Annotated in this window: 22 protein-coding genes, 1 other RNA gene and 1 pseudogene; 4 read left to right on the top strand and 20 right to left on the bottom strand. The window is 68.3% G+C overall.

Annotation, left to right across the window (positions count from 1 at the left end; translation table 11 throughout):
• Positions 1-69 precede the first annotated feature (69 nt).
• A pseudogene (locus ACIPV2_RS04565) lies at positions 70-252 on the top strand (tyrosine-type recombinase/integrase); the annotation flags it as partial.
• 177 nt (positions 253-429) lie between these two features.
• Here the strand turns inward: ACIPV2_RS04565 and ssrA are convergent.
• Positions 430-799: a transfer-messenger RNA gene (gene ssrA, locus ACIPV2_RS04560) on the bottom strand.
• A gap of 145 nt (positions 800-944) precedes the next feature.
• Between ssrA and ACIPV2_RS04555 the strand changes: the two genes are divergently transcribed.
• Positions 945-1,598 carry an SIMPL domain-containing protein gene (locus tag ACIPV2_RS04555; RefSeq protein WP_400838904.1) on the top strand — a complete coding sequence of 218 codons (654 nt, stop codon included), beginning with the start codon at positions 945-947 and terminating at the stop codon, positions 1,596-1,598.
• A 47-nt stretch (positions 1,599-1,645) separates the two neighbouring features.
• Here ACIPV2_RS04555 and hflX read toward each other — a convergent pair whose 3' ends face one another.
• Positions 1,646-3,154 carry a GTPase HflX gene (gene hflX / locus ACIPV2_RS04550; RefSeq protein ID WP_400838902.1) on the bottom strand — a complete coding sequence of 503 codons (1,509 nt, stop codon included), beginning with the start codon at positions 3,152-3,154 and terminating at the stop codon, positions 1,646-1,648.
• 70 nt (positions 3,155-3,224) lie between these two features.
• Here hflX and ACIPV2_RS04545 point away from each other — a divergent pair, with 70 nt between their 5' ends.
• The gene (locus tag ACIPV2_RS04545) at positions 3,225-3,869 is read left to right on the top strand and encodes a class I SAM-dependent methyltransferase (RefSeq protein WP_400838900.1); all 645 of its coding nucleotides are present in this window, start codon (positions 3,225-3,227) and stop codon (positions 3,867-3,869) included.
• Positions 3,870-3,882: 13 nt separating this feature from the next.
• Here the strand turns inward: ACIPV2_RS04545 and dapF are convergent, their stop codons facing one another.
• The 15 genes from dapF to ACIPV2_RS04470 all read right to left on the bottom strand — a co-directional run bounded on the left by dapF (position 3,883) and on the right by ACIPV2_RS04470 (position 18,755).
• Complete coding sequence (gene dapF, locus ACIPV2_RS04540; RefSeq protein WP_400838898.1) at positions 3,883-4,755, bottom strand: diaminopimelate epimerase; 873 nt, start codon at positions 4,753-4,755, stop codon at positions 3,883-3,885.
• Positions 4,756-4,795: 40 nt separating this feature from the next.
• Positions 4,796-5,725 (bottom strand): tRNA (adenosine(37)-N6)-dimethylallyltransferase MiaA, encoded by a 930-nt coding sequence (miaA, locus tag ACIPV2_RS04535; RefSeq protein WP_400838896.1) that lies wholly within the window; start codon positions 5,723-5,725, stop codon positions 4,796-4,798.
• Positions 5,722-7,275 (bottom strand): tRNA (N6-isopentenyl adenosine(37)-C2)-methylthiotransferase MiaB, encoded by a 1,554-nt coding sequence (gene miaB, locus ACIPV2_RS04530; RefSeq protein WP_400838894.1) that lies wholly within the window; start codon positions 7,273-7,275, stop codon positions 5,722-5,724. The genes miaA and miaB overlap by 4 nt, the downstream gene beginning before the upstream one ends.
• Before the next feature lie 59 nt (positions 7,276-7,334).
• Positions 7,335-7,979, bottom strand: coding sequence for a regulatory protein RecX (locus ACIPV2_RS04525; RefSeq protein ID WP_400838892.1), 645 nt, complete (start codon positions 7,977-7,979; stop codon positions 7,335-7,337).
• 96 nt (positions 7,980-8,075) lie between these two features.
• A complete protein-coding gene (recA, locus tag ACIPV2_RS04520) occupies positions 8,076-9,119 on the bottom strand; it encodes a recombinase RecA (protein ID WP_071642386.1) in 1,044 nt (347 codons plus the stop codon).
• Between the two features lie 246 nt (positions 9,120-9,365).
• Positions 9,366-9,587, bottom strand: a complete 222-nt coding sequence (locus ACIPV2_RS04515) for a DUF3046 domain-containing protein (protein ID WP_400838889.1) — start codon at positions 9,585-9,587, stop codon at positions 9,366-9,368.
• Between the two features lie 21 nt (positions 9,588-9,608).
• Positions 9,609-9,917, bottom strand: coding sequence for a helix-turn-helix domain-containing protein (locus ACIPV2_RS04510; protein WP_101187014.1), 309 nt, complete (start codon positions 9,915-9,917; stop codon positions 9,609-9,611).
• Positions 9,918-10,070: 153 nt separating this feature from the next.
• Complete coding sequence (locus tag ACIPV2_RS04505; RefSeq protein ID WP_400838887.1) at positions 10,071-10,553, bottom strand: CinA family protein; 483 nt, start codon at positions 10,551-10,553, stop codon at positions 10,071-10,073.
• Positions 10,550-11,125 carry a CDP-diacylglycerol--glycerol-3-phosphate 3-phosphatidyltransferase gene (pgsA, locus tag ACIPV2_RS04500; RefSeq protein WP_400838886.1) on the bottom strand — a complete coding sequence of 192 codons (576 nt, stop codon included), beginning with the start codon at positions 11,123-11,125 and terminating at the stop codon, positions 10,550-10,552. The genes ACIPV2_RS04505 and pgsA overlap by 4 nt, the downstream gene beginning before the upstream one ends.
• The gene (locus ACIPV2_RS04495; protein WP_400838884.1) at positions 11,125-13,893 is read right to left on the bottom strand and encodes a DNA translocase FtsK; all 2,769 of its coding nucleotides are present in this window, start codon (positions 13,891-13,893) and stop codon (positions 11,125-11,127) included. The genes pgsA and ACIPV2_RS04495 overlap by 1 nt, the downstream gene beginning before the upstream one ends.
• A 60-nt stretch (positions 13,894-13,953) precedes the next feature.
• Positions 13,954-15,630, bottom strand: a complete 1,677-nt coding sequence (locus ACIPV2_RS04490; protein WP_400838882.1) for a ribonuclease J — start codon at positions 15,628-15,630, stop codon at positions 13,954-13,956.
• A 60-nt stretch (positions 15,631-15,690) separates the two neighbouring features.
• On the bottom strand, positions 15,691-16,668 hold the full coding sequence (gene dapA, locus ACIPV2_RS04485; RefSeq protein ID WP_101187019.1) for a 4-hydroxy-tetrahydrodipicolinate synthase: 978 nt from the start codon (positions 16,666-16,668) through the stop codon (positions 15,691-15,693).
• A gap of 43 nt (positions 16,669-16,711) precedes the next feature.
• Complete coding sequence (locus tag ACIPV2_RS04480) at positions 16,712-17,473, bottom strand: SDR family NAD(P)-dependent oxidoreductase (RefSeq protein ID WP_400838879.1); 762 nt, start codon at positions 17,471-17,473, stop codon at positions 16,712-16,714.
• The gene (locus ACIPV2_RS04475; protein ID WP_400838877.1) at positions 17,473-17,949 is read right to left on the bottom strand and encodes a dihydrofolate reductase; all 477 of its coding nucleotides are present in this window, start codon (positions 17,947-17,949) and stop codon (positions 17,473-17,475) included. The genes ACIPV2_RS04480 and ACIPV2_RS04475 overlap by 1 nt, the downstream gene beginning before the upstream one ends.
• Positions 17,946-18,755, bottom strand: a complete 810-nt coding sequence (locus tag ACIPV2_RS04470; RefSeq protein ID WP_400838875.1) for a thymidylate synthase — start codon at positions 18,753-18,755, stop codon at positions 17,946-17,948. Before ACIPV2_RS04470 ends, ACIPV2_RS04475 begins: the two co-directional genes overlap by 4 nt.
• Before the next feature lie 191 nt (positions 18,756-18,946).
• Between ACIPV2_RS04470 and ACIPV2_RS04465 the strand changes: the two genes are divergently transcribed.
• Positions 18,947-19,372: an OsmC family peroxiredoxin gene (locus ACIPV2_RS04465; protein ID WP_101187023.1), complete on the top strand. Its 426-nt coding sequence runs from the start codon at positions 18,947-18,949 to the stop codon at positions 19,370-19,372.
• 11 nt (positions 19,373-19,383) lie between these two features.
• On the opposite strand, the gene ACIPV2_RS04460 is transcribed toward ACIPV2_RS04465, so the two are convergent.
• The 3 genes from ACIPV2_RS04460 to ACIPV2_RS04450 form a co-directional block, all read right to left on the bottom strand.
• Positions 19,384-19,827, bottom strand: coding sequence for a hypothetical protein (locus tag ACIPV2_RS04460; RefSeq protein ID WP_400838873.1), 444 nt, complete (start codon positions 19,825-19,827; stop codon positions 19,384-19,386).
• Positions 19,824-20,570, bottom strand: a complete 747-nt coding sequence (dapB, locus tag ACIPV2_RS04455) for a 4-hydroxy-tetrahydrodipicolinate reductase (RefSeq protein ID WP_400838871.1) — start codon at positions 20,568-20,570, stop codon at positions 19,824-19,826. Before dapB ends, ACIPV2_RS04460 begins: the two co-directional genes overlap by 4 nt.
• Before the next feature lie 77 nt (positions 20,571-20,647).
• On the bottom strand, positions 20,648-21,250 hold the full coding sequence (locus tag ACIPV2_RS04450) for a histidine phosphatase family protein (protein WP_101187025.1): 603 nt from the start codon (positions 21,248-21,250) through the stop codon (positions 20,648-20,650).
• Positions 21,251-21,290: the final 40 nt, after the last annotated feature.

Below are 21,290 nucleotides of genomic sequence, written 5' to 3'. Positions count from 1 at the left end.
CGGGCGCTGACGCGCATGGCCCCCAAGGATCACCCTTAGGCCGCGAAGACGAGCATCCGAACGACGTCGTGGTTCAGCAACGCACTGGCCGCTGCCCACACCGAGCGGTTGACCCCGCACGACCTCCGGCACACCGCCGCGAGCCTCGCGATCTCATCCTGCGTCAACGTCAAGGGCGTGCAGCGCATGCTCGGACACAAGTCCGCGGCCATGACACTCGACACATACGCCGACCTGTTTGACGACGATATGCCGACGTCGCCACCCGGATGACCGAAGGCGAGCTCTCCGCCGACGTGGGCAGACTCTGGACCTGTCCTGCCCGAGTCCTGAGAAGTTGTGGGCAAATCGCGAAAACGCTCGTAACCCCCCGACATGAAAAAGCCCCTCGATCCCAGGGGATCGAGAGGCTTCTTCAGTGACAGCGGCTGGTGGAGCTGGGGGGAATCGAACCCCCGTCCGACGCTGCTAATCCACGTCTTCTCCGGGCGCAGTCTGTGGAGGCGTTCTGCTCGGCTCCGACCTTTGTCACAGACACCTAAGTCGACGAGCCCAGCCTGGGAAGAGTCCCACGTGACGTCCAGACGCCATCACGCAGCAAGATCCCTAGATGACGCCAGGGTCCGTATGGGGATCACATACGGTCTGACGGACTATCGGGCTCGCTTAGGCAGCGAGGGCGAAGTCGTTGCGCTTGGTTTCGGCAACTATGGTTTTGCAGGGAGCGTTCACGAGATAACCCTGCATCCTCGGCCCGCTTCTCGTCGATACACAGGCGCCGTCGAAACCGATCAGCCCCGTGGACCTTCTTGCGAAGGAGCCGCTGTCACACTGTGGAATTACCAGCAGGAGCATGTGCTCCCGAGCATCACAGACTACAACGGATCGACTGCGGATGCTATTCCGCGACAGGCCTGTCGCCGGTGTGCCGTACAGTCGCTCGCATGAGCGAAGTCATCATCACCGTCCGCGGCGAGCACGAACTGCGCGTCGCACCCGAGCGCGCGACCGTCAGACTCACGGTGGCGTTCGACGGGCCAGAGCGCGAGGATGTGGTGCGGCGTACCCTGACGCTCGCCGAGCCGGTGCGCGAGGGCATCGTCACACGGGAGCAGGCCGGCAGCGTGACCGCGTGGACGAGCCAGCGGCTGAGTGTGTACGCCGAACGGCCCTGGAATGCCGATGGCCGAAAGCTCGCGCCCGTCTACCGTGCGAGCGTGGACTTCACCGCCACTTTCGCCGACGTGTCGGAGCTGTCGATCTGGGCCACGGAGCTCTCAGCCGAGGAGGGTGTCGCACTGGGCGATATCGACTGGCATCTGACGCCAGAGACCGAGCGCGAGGTGGAACGCGAGGTCGCCACGCGGGCCGTCGGCGTCGCGGTGTCGCGTGCACAGGCGTATGCGGAGGCACTCGGGCTGCACACCGTCACACCGCTGGAGATCGCGGACCGGGGCCTGATCTCCACCGAGGCTCCTGCGTTCAAGGCCGTCGCGATGCGATCGGCCGTCGCCTTCGATGCCGCTCCGGCGATGGAGTTCCAGGGCGAGGAAATCACCGTCTCCGCCACCGTGGAGGGCCGCTTCTCGGCATCCTGAGATCCGCTCCTGCTGCGGGCGGAACCCCCGCCCGCAGCAGGAAGCGACTAGCTGGCGGCGAAGGGCGCCAGCTCAGCAGCCAGCCTCTCGGAGACATGTGCGTGCACAGCCGTGCCGTGCTCCTCGTGCACCGCCGAGATCAGCACGCCGCTCTCATGCACCGCCGAGATGAGATCTCCACGGTCGTAGGGCACGAGGGCGCGCACCTCGACGGCGGGCATCGGCAGCCCTCGCTCGATCTCCGCGCGAAGCTCCGCGATGCCCTCCCCCGTGCGCGATGACACGAAGTGCGCGTCAGGCGCCAGACCTCGAAGCACGAGCCGCTCGTCGTCATCGATCAGATCGGCCTTGTTGAAGACGACGATCTCGGGGATGTCGCGGCCACCGACGTCGCCGATCACATCGCGCACCGTCTGCAGCTGCGCAGACGGATCCGGATGCGAGCCGTCGACAACGTGCACGAGCAGGTCGGCCTGGCCGACCTCCTCCAGCGTGGAACGGAACGCCTCGACCAGCTGGTGCGGCAGGTTGCGCACGAAGCCCACGGTGTCGGTGAGTGTGTACACGCGGCCATCGGCCGATTCGGCGCGGCGCACAGTGGCATCCAGAGTCGCGAACAGGGCGTTCTCGACCAGGACGCCCGCGCTGGTCAGCGCGTTGAGCAGGCTCGACTTGCCCGCGTTCGTGTACCCCGCGATCGCCACCGAGGGGATGGTGTTGCGCTTGCGCTCGGCCCGCTTGGCGTCGCGTGCCGGGGCGAACTCGCGGATCTGCTTGCGCAGCTGCGCCATGCGGGTGCGGATGCGACGACGATCGAGCTCGATCTTCGTCTCACCCGGTCCACGCGAGCCCATGCCCGCGCCGCCGGCGCCGACCTGACCACCGGCCTGGCGGCTCATCGACTCGCCCCAGCCGCGCAGGCGGGGCAGCAGGTACTCGAGCTGCGCGAGCTCGACCTGCGCCTTGCCCTCGCGGCTCTTCGCGTGCTGGCTGAAGATGTCGAGGATCACGGTGGTGCGGTCGATGACCTTCACCTTCACGACATCCTCGAGCGCACGTCGCTGGCTGGAGGCGAGTTCGGTGTCGGCGATCACGGTGTCGGCGCCGACGGCGGCGACGATGTCCTTGAGCTCCTGCGCCTTGCCGCGACCGAGGTACGTGGCAGGGTCCGGATGCGGCCTGCGCTGCAGCAGCCCGTCGAGCACCGCCGCGCCGGCGGTCTCGGCGAGGGCCGCGAGTTCGCGCAGCGAGTTCTCGGCATCCTCCTGAGCGCCCTGCGGGTACACGCCGACCAGCACGACGTTCTCCAGACGCAGCTGACGGTACTCGACCTCGGTGACGTCCTCAAGTTCGGTGGAGAGCCCTGCCACGCGGCGCAGTGCGTGCCGGTCCTCGAGATCCCACTGCGCGCCGTCCGCGTCGGTGTGGGCGGCGGATGCCGCATCCTGCAGAGCCTGGGCGGCGCCGAAGACGCGCGCCTGCGTGCGCGGCTCGGCATTCGCGAGCACGCGATCCAGGGCATCCTGTGTGGTGTTGTCGTCGTTGGTGTTCGTCATCCGGTGGTGAACTCTGTCCTCTCTGAGAAGCGCCTTAACCTTAGCCCGCGGCGTCCGGTACGCTCACTGCATGCCGTCGTCCGATCATTACTTCAGTGCGGCCCCGGCCAGTGCCGAGAACCTCCGAACCATCACCGTCCCGCTCGCAGGACGAGATCGTGAGGTGACCACCGCCGGCGGAGTGTTCAGTCCCGACCGGCTCGACGCCGGCACCGCGGTGCTGTTCGCCAACATGGCTCCCCTGCCGCCCAGCGGCAACTTCCTCGACCTCGGATGCGGCTGGGGTCCGATCAGCCTCACCATGGCCCTCTCGGCGCCGCACGCCACGATCTGGGCGGTCGATGTCAACGAGCGAGCACTGGATCTGACCCGGCGCAACGCCCAATCCCTGGGCCTCACCAATGTCAACGCGGTGAAGCCCGAAGATGTTCCCGACGACATCGGGTTCACCACGATCCGCTCGAACCCCCCGATCCGGGTCGGCAAGAGCGAGCTGCACTCCATGCTCGAGCACTGGATCCCCCGTCTCGACGAGCGCAGCGACGCATGGCTGGTGGTTCAGCGCAACCTCGGCTCGGATTCACTGCAGCGGTGGATGTCGACGGTCTTCACCCCCGGCTTCAGCGTCACGCGCGCGGCGACGGGCAAGGGATACCGCATTCTGAAGGTGCGCCGACACGGCACGCCGCCGACCGCCCCGATCGTGCTGCCCTGACGGTCGGGTCGCTTCAGACCAGATCGATCTCGCCGCGGTAGACGAGCTGCGCGGGCCCGGACAGCGCGACGTGCTCGCCGTCCTCCGCAGGGAACATCCGCACACCCAGCACACCCCCGGGCACCTCGACTCGCCACTGATGCGGAGCGCGGGACCCCGCCCAGTGCCGCACCGCGAGGGCGGTCGCTGCGACGCCCGTGCCGCAGCTGAGCGTCTCGCCGACCCCGCGCTCATGCACCCGCATGCGCACGTGCCCGATGCCGTCTCGCACCAGCGGCTCGCCGGGCACGACGAACTCGACGTTCGCCCCTTCCACGGGCGCCGGATCGAGCACGGGAGTGGGATTGAGGTCGAGTTCGGCCAGTTCGTCGTCGGATGCCAGGGCGACCACCACGTGCGGGTTGCCGAGGTCGATGCCAAGTCCGGGTCGCGGCACCGAGAGACCGGCTGCGCGGGCGAGCGGCTCACCGCCGGCGAGCTTCCACAGGCCGAGATCCACCTGGTAGCCGCTCTCGGAGCGCATCACATCGCGCACCCCCGCCCTCGTGCCGATGGGGAGCGTCGAGCCGCTCTCGATGGTGGCGAGCCCGGCACGGAGCAGGTAATGCGCGAAGACCCGGATGCCGTTGCCGCACATCTCCGCGATCGACCCGTCGGCATTGCGATAGTCCATGAACCACTCGGCGTCGGGCTCCTCAACGAGGGCCGCCGCACCCTCGGGGATCGCCGCCGATCGCACCACGCGCAGCACGCCGTCGCCGCCGACGCCGAAGTTGCGGTCGCACAGCGCCTGGACCTGGGTGACCGTCAGATCGAGTTCGCCGTCGACGTCTTCGATGATCACGAAGTCATTGCCGGTGCCGTGTCCCTTGGTGAATGCGACCATGCGAACAGTCTAGAGAGCGCGTAACCGGAAACCGCCCGGCTCAATGGAGCAGTGACTCGACGTCGACGGGGTGCTCGACCCACTCGATGTCGGGGTAGCGCTTGAACCACGACACCTGCCGCCGCGCATAGCGCCGGGTCAGCGCCTGGGTCTCGGCGATCGCCTGGTCCTGAGTCATCTCACCGCGAAGCTGCGCGAGCGCCTGCGCGTAGCCGATCGCGCGCGACGCGGTGACGCCCTGCTCGATTCCGTCGGCGCGCAGGCTCTCGACCTCTTCGAGCATCCCGTGCTGCCACATGCGCTCCACGCGTCGGTCAAGACGCTCGACCAGCAGCTCTCGGGGGGTGTGCAGACCGATGATCCGTGTCGCCGGATGCCACAGCTGGGGCTTCTCGGGCAGAGCCGCGCCGTGCGTGGTGGCGCCCTGCTCGATCACCTCGAGCGCGCGGACGATCCGTCGCCCGTTCTTCGGATCGATGCGCGCGGCGGTCTCGGGATCGCGTGCGCGCAGCTGCTCGAGCAGCGCTGCGGCACCGCGCTCCTCGAGCTCGGCCTCGAGGCGGGCTCTCACCGCCGCATCCCTCGGCGGGAAGCGGAAATCGAAGATCACGCTCGAGACGTACAATCCCGATCCGCCTACCAGGATCGCATCTCCGCCGCGCGCATGGATGGCAGTGATGACCTCCCGGGCACGCGGCTGATACCAGGCCACGGCCGCCTCGTCGGTCACCTCGCGGACATCGAACAGATGATGCGGGACGCCGCGACGCTCATCGACGTCGAGCTTCGCCGTGCCGATGTCCATGCCGCGATACAGCTGCATGGCATCCGCGTTGACGATCTCGGCGGGGTTGCCGCGCGCGCGCAGTCGCTCGGCGAGGTCGAGGGCGAGCTCGCTCTTGCCCGTGCCGGTGGCGCCGACGATCGCCCAGAGCTGCGGCGAGTCGACACGCGCCGAGCCACCGGTCAAGAGCCGACGGGCCGCAGCGTGGGCAGACCCAGCGAGACCGCGCGCGGTGCACCGGACTCGCCTGCGGGGGCAGGGACGCCGCACGACGCCGCCTGTGCGCGATCCCATGCGTCTCCGCCGCGGGTCCGGCGGATGCGCAGGGGCGCACCGGTCGGGTCGTCGGCGAGCAGGTGGAAGGGCGCGCCGTGGGTGATCGTCACGGTGACCACGTCGCCGGGCCGCGGCAGCTCCGAGCCCGGGGTCACCTCGAAGTGGACGAGGCGGTTGTCTTCGGCGCGTCCCGTGAGGCGGTGCGTCGAGGCATCCTTTTTGCCCTCGCCGACCGATACCAGCACCTCGACCTCGCGACCGACCTGCTTCTGGTTCTCTTCCAGCGAGATGCGCTCCTGCAGGGCGATCAGGCGGTTGTAGCGCTCCTGCACGACCTCCTTCGGCACCTGGTTCTCCATGGTCGCGGCGGGCGTGCCCTCGCGGATGGAGTACTGGAAGGTGAACGCGCTCGAGAAGCGGGACTGCTCGACGACGCGCATGGTGTCTTCGAAGTCCTCATCGGTCTCACCGGGGAAGCCGACGATGATGTCGGTCGTGATCGCGGCGTGCGGGATGCGTTCGCGCACGCGCTCGATGATGCCGAGATAGCGGGAGCTGCGGTACGAGCGACGCATCGCCTTCAGGATGCTGTCGCTGCCCGACTGGAGGGGCATGTGCAGCTGCGGCATGACATTGGGGGTCTCGGCCATCGCGTCGATCACGTCGTCTGTGAAGGCGGCGGGGTGCGGGCTGGTGAAGCGGATGCGCTCGAGCCCCTCGATCTCCCCCGCCGCGCGCAGCAGCTTGCTGAAGGCCCGACGGTCGCCGAACTCGACGCCGTAGGAGTTGACGTTCTGGCCGAGCAGCGTGACCTCGATCGCACCGTCTTCGACGAGCAGGCGGATCTCGTTGAGGATGTCACCCGGCCGGCGGTCCTTCTCCTTGCCTCGCAGGCTCGGGACGATGCAGAACGTGCAGGTGTTGTTGCAGCCGACCGAGATCGACACCCAGCCGCTGTGCGCGGAATCGCGCTTGGTGGGCAGAGTGGACGGGAAGATCTCGAGCGATTCGAGGATCTCGAGCTCCGCCTCGCCGTTGTGACGTGCGCGCTCGAGCAGGCCAGGCAGGGAGCCCATGTTGTGCGTGCCGAATACGACGTCGACCCAGGGAGCCTTGTCGAGCACGGCCTGCTGGTCCATCTGCGCCAGGCACCCGCCGACCGCGATCTGCATGCCCTCGTGCTTGTCCTTGCGGGACTTCAGGTGCCCGAGGGTTCCGTACAGCTTGCCGGCGGCGTTGTCGCGCACGGCGCACGTGTTGATGATCACGATGTCGGCCTCGTCGCCGGCATCCGCCCGCACGTACCCCGCACTCTCGAGCGAACCCGACAGGCGCTCCGAGTCGTGCACGTTCATCTGGCAGCCGAAGGTGCGCACCTCGTAAGAGCGACGGTGCCCGTCGGCGGTGATCGCCGCGTCGGAGGGCGCGATGATCGTCGGTTCGGAAGAGAGAGAAGCCATGGTCAGTCCATTCTACGAGCCGCTCGGCCGGGTGGCCGAGCGGCTCGTAGACCGAATCCTCACTCCGAGTCGACGAACCGCACGCCGGAGGAGGGCGCACCGAACGAGCGGCTCGTCGCGCGACGCACTCCCACCTCGCTCAGCGCAGTCCGAGCGGCGTCCATCGCGATGGATCCGCCGTAGCCGCGACGGGCGAGCTGCCCGTGCAGCCGGCGCAGCGCCGTGTCGTAGTCGAGGCGGCTCATGCCGGACGCCTTGCTGCGGGCGAACTCCAGAGCCCGCTCCGCGTCGTCGTCGGGCAGCTCTTCGAGAGCGTTGTCGATGATGTCGCGCGGGATGCCACGCTGCGCGAGCGAGCGTGCCAGGGCGATCCGCCCCTGCCCTTTCCGCTCGGACCCGGAGGTCACCAGCAGCGAGGCCAGCGTGTGATCGTCGAGATAGCTGCGGCGCAGGAACTCGTCGATCACGTCGTCGATCGAGTCGCGATCGAGGTCGTTCTCCCGCAGCACCGACCGCGCCTCGGAGACCGACAGCTGCTTGGCGCGCAGCTTGCGGACCAACGCCTCCTCGGCGCGCTCACGGATCTCGTCGGCATCCGGTTCGACGGGTGCGGTTTCCTCGTGGTCGTCGAGCCGCACGTCAGCCCGAGCAGCACCGCCGAACAGCGGGATCACCGGGGCGAGGTCGTCATCAGCGGATGACATAACTCACCCCGGTTGTTGAGCGACGTCGAAACACGGTTGTTGAGCAACGTCGAAACACGGTTGTTGAGCAACGTCGAAACACGTCGGCCGAGGACATCACGCGGGACGGCGCTCTGCGAGCTCGTCGACAGTGGCCTCCGCCTTGACGCCCACGCCCAGCTTCTGCTTGATCTGGGTCTCGATCGCCATGGCGATGTCGTCGTTCTTGATCAGGAAGTTGCGGGCGTTCTCCTTGCCCTGGCCGAGCTGGTCGCCGTCGTAGGTGTACCAGGAGCCGGACTTCTTGACGATGCCGTGTTCGACGCCGAAGTCGATCAGGCTGCCCTCGCGGGAGATCCCGATGCCGTAGAGGATGTCGAATTCCGCCTGCTTGAAGGGCGGGGCCATCTTGTTCTTGACGACCTTGACGCGGGTGCGGTTTCCCACTGCCTCGGTGCCGTCCTTCAGAGTCTCGATGCGACGGATGTCGAGGCGCACCGAGGCGTAGAACTTCAGCGCCTTACCACCGGCCGTGGTCTCGGGTGAGCCGAAGAACACGCCGATCTTCTCGCGCAGCTGGTTGATGAAGATGGCGGTGGTCTTGGTCTGGTTCAGTCCACCGGTCAGCTTTCGCAGCGCCTGCGACATGAGTCGGGCCTGCAGACCGACGTGCGAGTCGCCCATCTCGCCCTTGATCTCCGCCTCGGGCACGAGGGCGGCGACGGAGTCGATGACGACGAGGTCGATCGCTCCGGAGCGGATCAGCATGTCGGCGATCTCGAGAGCCTGCTCACCAGTGTCGGGCTGCGAGACGAGCAGCTGGTCGATGTCGACGCCGAGCTTGCGTGCGTACTCGGGGTCGAGCGCGTGCTCGGCGTCGATGAACGCGGCGATGCCGCCAGCACGCTGCGCGTTGGCGATCGCGTGCAGGGTCAGCGTGGTCTTACCGGACGACTCGGGACCGTAGATCTCGATGATGCGTCCGCGCGGCAGACCTCCGATGCCGAGGGCGACATCGAGGGCGATCGATCCGGTCTGGATGACCTCGACGGGAGCGCGCTCGTCGCTGCCCAGTCGCATGATCGAACCCTTGCCGAACTGACGCTCGATGTGCGCGAGTGCGGAGTCCAGGGCCTTCTCGCGGTCGTCGGTGGATGGCATGACGTGCTCCTCTGTATTTCGAAGTTCTGCCGCCTGTAGGCTGTCGCGGCCGTTCCGGATGGAGTGACTCTGCGACAAGGCGTATGGCTCTGTGCCACATCCCTCACCGTACGAGCGGCCACCGACATTCCATCGGCGACAGCGTCTGATGTGGAGAAGATGACGTCAAGACCACTTGTGCAGAACGTTACGCGCACATCGAACACATCTTCGACGACACGCCGGTGCGAAGCGACTGACCTTCGGTCAGCGCTCGCGCGGGTCCAGGCGCCCGACGCCGTACCGCCGGGTGGCGGGCACGTCGGTCTCGCCGCACAGGGCGAGCCAGATATCGCGCGGCGGCACACCGGCATCCAGCGCCTCCCGCGCTGTCATACCGAGCGACCCGAGGATCAGATCGTACGTGAGCGAATCCGCGCGACCGCCGAACTCGTCGTCGACCGCGCGGAGGAATTCACTGCGTCGCATGGGAGGAGCGAGGCTGCCCGCTCAGCGCAGCGTCAGCTCTGGCTCGACCTCGGCGACGAGATCGTCGGGCACGACATCCGGGAACGGGCTGAGGCCCTCGAGAACCGAGATGCGGTCGCCGACCTCGCGCATGATGGTCGAGATGGGCACGTCGAGCGCTTCGGCGACGGAGGCGAGGATCTCGCTCGACGCCTCCTTCTGGCCGCGCTCGACCTCGCTCAGGTAGCCGAGAGCCACAGAGGCCTTGCTCGCGACCTGGCGCAGGGTGCGCCCCTTCTGCAGGCGGAAGTCCCGCAGCACATCGCCGATCTCCTGTCTGACGAGGATCATCGGAACCTCCTTTCCGTCGCGCCACCCGGAGCCTGCTCCGAGGGGATCGCCAGTCTAACCCGATTGGGTGTCGTTGAATCTACTGTTTCTCGCTGTGCTTGAGTTGTGAGTGGACGACTTGTCACGTGGAGGAGAACGCCGGCGCGCGTGGGCCTATTCCCGCACCGCGCCCAGCGCCGCCCCGATCGCCGCAGCGGTCGCCTGCGCGCGGATCTGTGCGCGGGCGCCTGCGAACAGGTGCGGGATGCTCCGGATGCCCGTCGGCGTGACCACACCGATGTGCACGGTGCCGACCGGCTGACCATCGGGCGAGTCCGGACCGGCGATCCCCGTCGTCGCGATGCCCACATCTGCGGGGCGTCCTCCGACGGCCACAGCGCGCCGCACGCCCTGCGCCATCTGAGCGGCCACTTCGGGATGCACAGCGCCGTGCTCGGCGAGCAGATCGGCGTTCACGCCGAGCAGCGTGTGCTTGACCGGCGTCGCATACGCGACCACCCCGCCCAGCAGAGTCGCTGACGCCCCTGGAACCGACACGATCTCGGAAGCGACCGCGCCGCCCGTCAGCGACTCCGCCACCCCGAGGGTCCAGCCTCGCTCGCGGAGAGCGGCGACCAGCAGCTCGGCATCGATCATCCGGCCCTCCGGCGGCCGCGCACCTGCGCCACGACGTAGTCGATGCCGCTCGCGACGGTGAGCACGAGCGCCAGGAGCATCAGCACCTGCGTGACCACGACCCACGCCGTCTGCCCGACGAGGCCGTACAGCGGCAGCAGCGCCCAGCTCAGTGCCACGCCCTGCACGACCGTCTTGATCTTTCCCATCCAGGCCGCGGCGACGACGTGCTCGTGCACGAGCGTGAAGCGGTGGATCGTGATCGCCCATTCCCTCACGAGGATGACGATGATGATCCACCAGGGCACCTCGCCGAGGATCGCGAGGCCGAGGAAGCCCGCTCCGGTGAGCAGCTTGTCTGCGATCGGATCCCACAGCTTCCCGAAGTCGCTCACGATGTCGTATCTGCGCGCGAGATAGCCGTCGACCCAGTCGGTCGATATGGCGAGCACGAACAGGCCGGCCGCCACCCAGCGCATGATGACGTCGTCGGCACCGAATGTGCCGGCGATGAGCAGGAGAACGAAGAAGACGACTGCGAGCGGGATGCGGGCGATGGTGATCGCATTGGGAAGCTGCCGCGGAATGGTCATCAGTCGCGTCCCGTCAGTCCCCAGGCGTCTTCGTCGCCGTCGTCATCGCTCTCGACCACGGGCAGCCCCTCGAACTGCTGAGCCACGGGGTCGCGGCCGTACGGGTCGTCGGCAGCGGATGCGCTCGCGCTCGGTGCGGGCGCCGCCGGCGCCGGCGCATCCTCTCCGCGCAGCTTCGCGAGCACGCCCGGGAGCTGTTCCGACGTGACCAGCACGTCGCGGGCCTTCGACCCCTCGGAGGGTCCGACGATCTCGCGTGACTCGAGCAGATCCATGAGGCGTCCGGCCTTGGCGAAGCCGACGCGCAGCTTGCGCTGCAGCATCGAGGTCGAGCCGAACTGCGATGACACGATCAGCTCGGCCGCAGCCAGCAGCAGCTCGAGATCGTCCCCGATGTCCTCGTCGACCTCCTTCTTGCGCGCCTCGGCCGACTCCTGCACGTCGGGGCGATACTCGGGGCGCGCCTGCTGCGTCACGTGCTTGACGACCGCCGAGATCTCGGCCTCGTCCACCCAGGCGCCCTGCAGACGGAACGGCTTCGACGAGCCCATCGGCGAGAACAGGGCGTCACCCTGACCGATCAGCTTGTCGGCACCCGGTGCGTCGAGGATGACGCGGCTGTCGGTGACGCTGGTCACCGCGAAGGCCAGACGCGAGGGCACATTGGCCTTGATCAGACCCGTGACCACGTCGACGCTGGGGCGCTGCGTGGCGAGCACGAGGTGGATGCCCGATGCGCGCGCCAGCTGAGTGATGCGCACGATCGAGTCCTCGACGTCTCGTGGCGCGACCATCATGAGGTCGGCGAGCTCGTCGACGACGACCAGCAGGTAGGGGTACGGCTTGAGCACGCGCTCGCTGCCCGGCGGCACCTGCACCTCACCCGCGCGGACGGCCTTGTTGAAGTCGTCGATGTGGCGGTACCCGAACGACGCGAGGTCGTCGTACCGCATGTCCATCTCCTTCACGACCCACTGCAGCGCCTCGGCGGCCTTCTTCGGGTTCGTGATGATGGGCGTGATCAGGTGCGGCACGCCCGCGTAATTGGTCAGCTCGACCCGCTTGGGGTCGATCAGCACCATGCGCACATCGGCGGGGCGGGCGCGCATGAGCAGGCTCGTGATCATGGAGTTGACGAAGCTGGACTTTCCCGAGCCCGTCGACCCGGCGACGAGAAGGTGCGGCATCTTGGCGAGGTTCGCCACCACGATGTTGCCGCCGACGTCCTTGCCGACGCCGATCGTCAGCGGGTGGGTGCTCTTCTGCGCGGCGGTCGAGCGCAGCACGTCGCCGAGCGCGACGGTCTCCTTGTCGACGTTGGGGATCTCGATGCCGATGGCGCTCTTGCCGGGGATGGGCGACAGGATGCGCACGTCGTTCGACGCGACCGCGTAGGCGAAGTTGTTGCTCAGCTGCAGGATCTTCTCGACCTTGACGCCGTGACCGACCTCGACCTCGTACTGGGTGACCGTCGGACCGCGCGAGAATCCGGTGACCTTGGCGTCGACCTTGAACTGCTCCAGCACGCTGGTGATCTGCTCGATCGTGCGGTCGGTCGCATCCGAGCGGATGACCGGCGGCGGTCCTGCCTTCAGCACGGCCGTCGAGGGAAGCACGTAGGGCGCGGCGGGAGCCTGCATCCCCTTGTCTCCCGGACCGTCGGTTCCGAAGCCGTCGAGGCCGGGCAGCTCTCCCGTGGAGCCCGAGTCGTCGAGCAGTGCGGTCGTGTTCTGCTCGCCGAGCATCCCGGTGAGGGCGCTGACATCGGAGAGCACTTCGGTCGCCGCATCCGCCCCGCCGTGCGTCGCCGGCTCGTCATCGACGATGACCGCCTGGTCGTATGCCGTCTTCTGCGCGGGTTCGTCGAAGAGCGCCGTGATGGCCTGGGAGTCGACGTCGTCGTCCGGCGTCTCCTCCCTGCCGCTCTTGTTGCGTCGCCACCACGGCAGCGCGTCGTCCTTCTCGGCGTCGTCGGCGCTGTCGGCGGCGACGGACTCCTCGGCGCTCGGGCGCATGGGACGCTCGGCGCCGAACATCCAGGCGTACAGATCACCCAGCCGCTCGCCGATGCGGTTCGGGGGCGTCTTGGTCAGGATCAGGATGCTGAGCACGGTCAGCAGCGCGAGGATGATGTACGCGACGACGGAGGTCAGGAAGGCCAGCGGCTCACCGAGCATCCAGCCGAAGAGGCCGCCCGCGGCGCTGAGCTCGGGCATCCCGTCCCGCGGCTGTGGCCGGATGATCGCGCCGGTCGCGCCGGCGGTACCTGAGGCGACATGCAGGATGCCGGCGAGCGAGAGCACGAAAAGGCCGAAGCCGATCCCGATCCGGCCGTTGTCGTGCACCGACGAGGGATGCCGGAACAGCCACCCTGCAAGCAGAAGCAGCAGCACGGGGAGCACGAACGCGACGCGGCCGACCAGCAGACCCCAGGTGAACGCGCTGATGTTCTGCGCGATCACGTTGCCGATGAAGAACCACTCGACGACGCCGCCGATGATGGCGAACAGCACGAGCAGCAGCGGGAAGCCGTCGCGCCGCTGGTCCTTCTCGAGGTTCTCCGGCCCGAAGGCGCGGAACAGCCCGCCGACGCCGTGCGCGAGGGCGAGCCACATGCGCACGCCGAGCGGCGGGCGCTCAGCCTCGTCGATGTACTTCTTCGGAGCCGGAGCGGCTTTCGCGCTCGATCGAGCCGTCGTCTGCCGCTTCGGGCGAGACGAGCTCGCGCTCTCGGACGCGCGCTCGGATTTGGTGGTGCTCCTGGCCATGTGTTCCACGGTACGGCCGACGGCGGACAACGGCCTGCAGTGACGCGGCTTTGCGCGGTATCAGGCCTCGATCACGAGGGGCACGATCATCGGGCGACGGCGCAGCTTCTGGTTGACCCAGCGCCCGATCGTGCGTCGGATGATCTGCGAGAGCGCGTGGTTGTCGCGCACGCCGTTGCTCGCCGCCTCCTTGAGGGCGGCGACGATCTTCGGCGTGATGTCGTCGAAGACCCTGTCGTCCTCCGCGACGCCGCGCGCGTGGATCTCGGGTCCGGAGATGATGCGCCCGGTCGAGGAGTCGACGACGACGATGATCGAGACGAAGCCCTCTTCGCCGAGGATCCGGCGGTCCTTGAGATCCGCGTCGGTGATGCCGCCCACCGTCGACCCGTCGACGTACACGAAGCCGATGTCGAGCTGACCGGCGACCCGAGCCTCGCCGTCGCGCAGGTCGATGATGGTGCCGTTGCCGCCGACGAACGTGCGCTCCTCCGGCACGCCGGTGGCCTGGGCGAGCTTGGCGTTCGCGATCAGGTGACGGTACTCGCCGTGCACCGGGAGCACGTTCCTGGGCTTCAGGATGTTGTAGCAGTAGATCAGCTCGCCGGCCGCGGCGTGGCCCGAGACGTGCACCTTCGCGTTGGCCTTGTGCACCACGTCGGCGCCGAGCTTGGTGAGTCCGTCGATGACGCGGTAGACCGCGTTCTCGTTGCCGGGGATGAGGCTCGAGGCGAGGATCACCGTGTCGCCCTCACCGGGCTCGATCGCGTGATCGAGGTTGGCCATGCGGCTGAGCACGGCCATTGGTTCGCCCTGCGAGCCCGTCGACATGTAGACGATCCTGTCGTCGGGCAGGTCGCGGGCCTTCTTGTAGTCGATCAGCACGTTCGCGGGGACCTTGAGATAGCCCAGCTGCTCGGCGATGGTCATGTTGCGCACCATGCTGCGGCCGAGGAACGCCACGCGACGGCCGTGCGCGTGCGCGGCGTCGATCACCTGCTGCACTCGGTGCACGTGGCTGGAGAAGCTCGCGACGATGACCCGACGCCGGGCCTTGCCGATCACCTGCTCGAGCACGGGGCCGATCGATCGCTCGGTCGGCGTGAAGCCGGGCACGTCGGCGTTGGTGGAGTCGACGAGGAACAGGTCGACTCCCTCCTCGCCCAGACGGGCGAAGGCGCGCAGGTCGGTGATCCGCCCGTCGAGCGGCAGCTGGTCCATCTTGAAGTCGCCGGTCGCCAGGGCGAGTCCGGCCGGAGTGCGGATGGCGACGGCCAGGGCATCCGGGATCGAGTGGTTGACCGCGATGAACTCCAGGTCGAACGGCCCGACCTTCTCCTCCTGGCCCTCCCTCACGGTGAGGGTGAAGGGCTTGATCCGGTGCTCCTTGAGCTTCGCCTCGACGAGCGCGAGGGTGAGGCCCGATCCGATCAGCGGAATGTCCTGCTTCAGGCGCAGCAGATACGGCACCGCGCCGATGTGGTCTTCATGGCCGTGCGTGAGCACGACGCCGACCACGTCGTCGAGGCGGTGCTTGATCGGCTCGAAGTCGGGCAGGATCAGGTCGACGCCGGGCTGGTGCTCCTCGGGGAAGAGCACACCGCAGTCGACGATGAGGATCTTACCCTCGTACTCGAACGTGGTCATGTTGCGACCGATCTCACCCAGACCGCCCAGCGGGGTGACCCGCAGCGTTCCGGGGGCGAGCGGGGCGGGTTCGGCGAGGGGGAAGGACATTCGGTCTCCTCAGCCGGGCAGGCGAGGCCCGGTCATGTCGTTGTCAGCGCGAAGCAGCGCTCATCGGGTGGTGCCGTGCACCTTGGGCAGTGCGCCGCCCGCGGCCGCATTGCGGTCGGGGCGGAAGTTCGAGAAGTCGGCGCCGGCGATGCCCGTGACGAGCGCGAGCTCGTCTTCGATGACGGCGGCCTCCCACTCCTCCGGGCCGACCAGCGGCAGGCGCACGCGCGGGCTGTTGATGCGGCCGAGCCCGTGCAGGATGTACTTGGCTGAGACGGTTCCAGGCACGTGGGTCATCGCCGCGCGCACGAGCGGCTCGAGGCGCTTGTGCTCGGCGGTCGCGGTGGCGAGGTCGCCGCGGTTCACCGCGTCGACGATCGTGCGGTAGGGCGCGGAGGTGATGTTGGCTGTCACGCCGATCATGCCGGTGGCGCCGATCGACAGGTGCGGGAGGACGTTCGAGTCGTCCCCCGAGAAGTACATCAGGTCGGTCTGGTTCAGCACGCGGCTGACCTCGCTGAAGTCGCCCTTGGCGTCTTTCACCGCGAGGATGTTGGGGTGCTTGGCCAGGCGCAGGATCGTCTCGTACTTGATCGGCACGCCGGTGCGGCCGGGGATGTCGTAGAGGATGACCGGCAGGTCGGTCGCGTCTGCCACGAGCCGGAAGTGGGTCAGGATACCCGCCTGAGTGGGCTTGTTGTAGTAGGGCGTGACGATCATGATGCCGTCGGCGCCGGCCTTCTCGCTGGCCTTGTACAGCTCGATGGCATGGGCGGTCTCGTTGGACCCGCCGCCGGTGATGATCTTCGCGCGCCCTGCGGAGACGTCCTTTCCGACCTCGACGAGACGGATCTTCTCGTCGTCGGTGAGGGTGGAGGTCTCGCCGGTCGTGCCGGTGACGACGATGCCGTCGGCGCCGTCGCTGATGACGCGGTCCATGTGCTTCTCGGTGGCGGGCCAGTCGACCTCGCCGTCGGCGGTCATCGGTGTGACCAGCGCGACGAGCACCTGTCCGAAGGGATTATCCGCGTGCGTCATCCTCTCAGCGTAGCGTTTCAGTGCCTGGCGTCGGCACCGCGCGTCAGACGCGCCCGCGTCGCGCGACACCGGAGGTGAGCCGGCTGGGCAGCACCCGCGTGAGCGCGACGATGAGCTTGTACCTCAGCGAGGGGACCGACACGGGCCGGCCGAGCGCGGCGTCCCGCAGTCCCGCCCGCACGACGCGGGGCGCATCGAGCCACATGATGGCCGGCACGCCCTCCTGCCCCGGGGTGAGCCCCATCCGCTCATGGAAGCTCGTGTGCGTGAATCCGGGGCACAGGGCCGTCACGCTGACGCCGTCGCGGCCGTACTCGGCGTTCGCCCACCGGCTGAAGCCGATCAGCCACGACTTGCACGCGGAGTACGTGGAGCGGGAGATGAAGCCGGCGACGGATGCCACGTTGATGATCCGCCCGCCTCGGCCGCGCATGGCGCGGATCGCGGCGTGCATGAGACGCATCGACGCCTCCACATGCACGCGCAGATGCCGCACCTCGTCCTCGATCGGATTGTCGGCGAACTGCAGCGGCAGACCGAAGCCGGCGTTGTTGACGAGCAGATCGACGGGCGCGTCGGCATCGGCGATGCGCTTCGCCACGCGCTGCACGTCGTCCTCGTCCGCCAGATCGGCGGTGAGCACCTCGACGTGCACGCCGTGCTCGTCGCGCAGCTGCTCGGCCAGCGCCTCGAGCGCGTCCGCGCTGCGGGCGACGAGCACGAGGTCTGCGTGGCGCGCGGCGAGCTGCCGTGCGAACTCCGCGCCGAGTCCGGCGCTGGCTCCGGTGATCAGTGCGACGGGCATCAGCGCTCGTATCCGAGGAAGCGGTATCGGATGCCGGTGCGGGACATCTGCCACTCCCCCTCGTCTGCCAGATGCCAGCCGTCGACCGACGGCGCGTAGGCATCGCCGTCGACCTCGATGTCGAGCTCGGTCACCTCGAGCCGATCGGCGTCGTCGATGACCTGACGGAAGATCTCCGCTCCCCCGATGATCCACACCCGCTCCTGACCGCGCACCGCCTCGGCGATGCCGGCGACCCGGCGAGCGCCCTCCGCGCTCCAGTCCTGACTGCGTGTGATCACGATGTTCTCGCGGCCGGGCAGCGGACGGAAGCGCTCGGGCAGCGAATCCCAGGTGCGTCGGCCCATGATCACGGGCGCACCGGAGGTGACCTCCTTGAAGTGAGCGAGATCCTCGGGCACGTGCCAGGGCATCCCTCCGCCTGCGCCGATCACGCCGCCTCGCGCCTGGGCCCAGATGAGCCCTGCCCAGGTCATACGGCCACCGCCGCGCGGATCGCCGGGTGGTGCTGATATCCCTCGACGACGAAGTCCTCGTAGCGGTAGTCGAGGATCGACTCCGGGGTGCGCGCGAACCCGAGGGTCGGGTAAGGGTACGGGTCCCTGCTGAGCTGCTCGCGCACCTGGTCGATGTGGTTGTCGTAGATGTGGCAGTCGCCGCCGGTCCAGACGAAGTCACCCGGCTGGAGACCGGTCTGCTGCGCGACCATGAGGGTCAGCAGCGCATACGAGGCGATGTTGAAAGGGACGCCGAGGAACAGATCGGCGCTGCGCTGGTACAGCTGGCACGACAGCCTGCCGTCGGCGACGTAGAACTGGAACAGGGCGTGGCACGGGGCGAGCGCCATGTCGGGGATGTCGGCGGGATTCCACGCCGAGACGATGAGGCGGCGCGAGTCGGGAGTCGCCCTGATCTGCTCGATGACCTGGGAGAGCTGGTCGATGTGGCCGCCGTCCGGCGTGGGCCACGAGCGCCACTGCACCCCGTAGACCGGGCCGAGGTCACCGGAGGCATCCGCCCACTCGTCCCAGATCGTCACCCCGTTCTCCTGCAGCCAGCGCACGTTCGAGTCGCCACGGAGGAACCACAGCAGCTCGTACGCGATCGACTTGAAATGCACCCGCTTGGTGGTGATCAGCGGGAATCCCTGAGAGAGATCGAAGCGGATCTGCCGACCGAAGACGCTGGTCGTGCCCGTGCCGGTGCGGTCGTCCTTGTGCGTGCCCGATTCCAGCACGTCACGCAGCAGGTCTTCGTAGGGTGTCGGCACGACTGCACTCATGCCAGCAACGATACGTCACACGGGGTCGGACTCGGATGGGCTGGCATCGTTCGACGCAGCCTCGACGCGTGCCTCTCGCGACCGCGGGCGCATCGACCTGAAGCCTGTTCCGACGCAGCGCCCGTCTGGATAGGCTGGCCGGGCGACGCGAACCCGCGTCTGCGATGCGACGAGCGATTCTCGGAGGAACCATGACCGTCACCAGCGAAGCCGCAACCACCTGGACCGGATCCCTGATGGAGGGCTCGGGCACCGTCGCCTTCTCGAGCTCGAACCTCGGCACCTTCCCGATCGACTGGAAGTCGCGCAGCGAAGGATCGGACTCGACCACGACCCCGGAAGAGCTCATCGCCGCCGCGCACGCGTCGTGCTTCAGCATGGCGCTCTCCCACGCCCTGGCCGAGAACGGCACTCCGCCCGAGCGCGTGAACACGTCGGCATCCGTCACCTTCAAGCCCGGCACCGGCATCACCGGCAGCCACCTGAACGTGAATGCGAGCGTCCCCGGACTCACTCCGGAGAAGTTCCAGGAGATCGCCGAGGGCGCCAAGACCGGATGCCCGGTCTCGCAGGCGCTCGCCGGCATCGAGATCACCCTCGAGGCCAGCCTCGCCTGATATCTCCGATGTCAGGGCCGGGTCCGCGAGAGCCTGATCGCCTCGCGGATGCTGGCCCTGGCATCCTTCCGCCGCCCGGCGGCATCCTGCACCACACCGAGCCGGTAGCGGGCGCGCCAGTCGTCCGGCTCCGCCTCTGCGGCCGAGCCGTATCGAGAGATCAGCGGATCGACGTCGTCGCGCATCAGACGCCCGCTCGGCGCCAGCTGCTCCGGCGCCTCCGGCATCCCGCCCTCTGCATCGAGCGTGCGGCCCAGCCGATCCGCTGCGAAGCCGAACATCACCTCTCGAACCAGCGCCCACGCTCCGATCGGTGCGATCACGATCAACGCGGTCGCCATCCCGATCGAGACCGGAGTCGCCACTCGTAGGAACATCACCGCGAGCCAGCCCGCGATGACCACGTAGAGCAGCAGCGCCGCCCCCATCACCGCAACCCCGATGCGCGAGCTCACGAGCGCGCCCGGATGCCGATGTCCACGAGGTTCTCCAGTCCCACGACGACCCCGCGCGCATCGCGCGCGAACGGCACCGCCAGGCGGATGCCAGGGGCGTATGCCGCTGCGGAGTCGACCGTGTCGTGCACGATCGTCAGCGACTCCCCAGGACCCGACAGGATCGCCTCCTGCTTGGCGATGACCCCCGGCCGACGCAGGGAGTGCACGGGCACGCCCGCGACCTGCTGTCCTCGCGCGCGCTGGTCGACGTGCGGCGCCTGGAACGGACCCTGCGCCTCACGAGCGGCGACCATCAGCTCGGCGGTGCGCACTGCAGTGCCGCTGGGCGAATCGATCTTGCGTTCGTGATGCGCCTCGACGATCTCCGCTGAGGGGAAGAACGGCGCTGCGGCGGCGGCAAGCGCCGATCCCAGCGCCGAGCCCAGCGAGAAGTTGGGGATGAACACCGCGCCGGTGCCGGCGGACTCGACCAGAGGCCGCACCAGCGCGATGCGCTCCTGCGACCACCCCGAGGTCCCGACGAGGACGTTGATGCCGCGCTCGACGGCCGCGCGCACGACATCGATGCTCGCAGCCGGCGTCGACGCGTCGACGACCAGGTCGGCGCCGTCGATCTCGGCGAGGTCGCTCGCCGACCCGAGCACGGAGCGCACCTCGAAGCCGTCGAGCTGGTCGATCACCCCGTGGATGATCCGTCCGAGTGATCCTGTACCGCCGACGAGGGCGACCTGTGTCGTCATGGTCCCAGTCTAGAATCGCCCGATGAACGGATCCGCCGTCGTGACCCACGTTCGTGACGCGGCGGGTGATCGCCGAGTCAGACCAGAGCGCCCTCGGGCAGCCCGGTGCGCAGCTCCATCGGCAGGTGGCCGAGATCGTTGTGGCTCAGCAGCGTCCACGGCCGGCCCTGCTTCTGCGCGATCACGGTGAGACCGCAGTGCGCCTGGTTGAGGGTCATCCAGCGCCAGTCGGGCGCGCCGAGCACCTCGCGCACGAACCAGGAGATGACGAAGTTGTGGGTGATGAGCACCTCGTGCACGTCGCCGTTGCGGCGTCGCAGGAACTCGCCGACCGCATCGGCCATCTGCGCAGAGCCCGCCTCGATCTCCGCGTCGCTCACCGAGCCGAAGAACGGCTCGTAGACCGATGGCACGTCTTCGCTCATGCCGCTGGGCACGCAGTCGAAGAGCAGGGCGGACGGCACGGGGTCGACCGCGGGCAGTCGTGCGGCGACCGTTCGCGCGGTCTCGGCCGCGCGAAGCAGCGGCGAATGCCAGACGGCGTCGAGCGGCAGCCCGGAGAGCCGATCCGCGATCAGCTCGGCCTGACGCCGCCCTCGAGGCGAGAGAGGTCCGTCGTCGATGCCGTGCTCGGCATCCTGATGTTCACCGTGTCTGACCAGATATATGTAGTGCGTCACTGCCCGCTCGCTTCAGCCCCGCCGTCTCGGTGGGGCGATT

It is taken from the genome of Microbacterium sp. NPDC089987, from assembly GCF_044748505.1.
GTDB lineage: Bacteria > Actinomycetota > Actinomycetes > Actinomycetales > Microbacteriaceae > Microbacterium.
The sequence above is the reverse complement of the archived record's forward strand: the minus strand, read 5'-3'. Positions and strand labels throughout refer to the sequence as shown.

Coding starts and splice junctions, on each gene's coding strand:
- ACIPV2_RS04515 (WP_400838889.1), bottom strand. CDS start 9,587: ATGCGACGCAGTGAATTCCTCCGCGCGGTCGACGACGAGTTCGGCGGT.
- ACIPV2_RS04505 (WP_400838887.1), bottom strand. CDS start 10,553: ATGATCGATGCCGAGCTGCTGGTCGCCGCTCTCCGCGAGCGAGGCTGG.
- recA (WP_071642386.1), bottom strand. CDS start 9,119: ATGCCATCCACCGACGACCGCGAGAAGGCCCTGGACTCCGCACTCGCG.
- ACIPV2_RS04490 (WP_400838882.1), bottom strand. CDS start 15,630: ATGTCCTTCCCCCTCGCCGAACCCGCCCCGCTCGCCCCCGGAACGCTG.
- ACIPV2_RS04555 (WP_400838904.1), top strand. CDS start 945: ATGAGCGAAGTCATCATCACCGTCCGCGGCGAGCACGAACTGCGCGTC.
- ACIPV2_RS04510 (WP_101187014.1), bottom strand. CDS start 9,917: ATGATCCTCGTCAGACAGGAGATCGGCGATGTGCTGCGGGACTTCCGC.
- ACIPV2_RS04465 (WP_101187023.1), top strand. CDS start 18,947: ATGACCGTCACCAGCGAAGCCGCAACCACCTGGACCGGATCCCTGATG.
- ACIPV2_RS04470 (WP_400838875.1), bottom strand. CDS start 18,755: ATGAGTGCAGTCGTGCCGACACCCTACGAAGACCTGCTGCGTGACGTG.
- pgsA (WP_400838886.1), bottom strand. CDS start 11,125: ATGACCATTCCGCGGCAGCTTCCCAATGCGATCACCATCGCCCGCATC.
- ACIPV2_RS04495 (WP_400838884.1), bottom strand. CDS start 13,893: ATGGCCAGGAGCACCACCAAATCCGAGCGCGCGTCCGAGAGCGCGAGC.
- dapB (WP_400838871.1), bottom strand. CDS start 20,570: ATGACGACACAGGTCGCCCTCGTCGGCGGTACAGGATCACTCGGACGG.
- miaB (WP_400838894.1), bottom strand. CDS start 7,275: ATGGCTTCTCTCTCTTCCGAACCGACGATCATCGCGCCCTCCGACGCG.
- ACIPV2_RS04475 (WP_400838877.1), bottom strand. CDS start 17,949: ATGACCTGGGCAGGGCTCATCTGGGCCCAGGCGCGAGGCGGCGTGATC.
- ACIPV2_RS04480 (WP_400838879.1), bottom strand. CDS start 17,473: ATGCCCGTCGCACTGATCACCGGAGCCAGCGCCGGACTCGGCGCGGAG.
- ACIPV2_RS04545 (WP_400838900.1), top strand. CDS start 3,225: ATGCCGTCGTCCGATCATTACTTCAGTGCGGCCCCGGCCAGTGCCGAG.
- ACIPV2_RS04525 (WP_400838892.1), bottom strand. CDS start 7,979: ATGTCATCCGCTGATGACGACCTCGCCCCGGTGATCCCGCTGTTCGGC.
- dapF (WP_400838898.1), bottom strand. CDS start 4,755: ATGGTCGCATTCACCAAGGGACACGGCACCGGCAATGACTTCGTGATC.
- hflX (WP_400838902.1), bottom strand. CDS start 3,154: ATGACGAACACCAACGACGACAACACCACACAGGATGCCCTGGATCGC.
- dapA (WP_101187019.1), bottom strand. CDS start 16,668: ATGACGCACGCGGATAATCCCTTCGGACAGGTGCTCGTCGCGCTGGTC.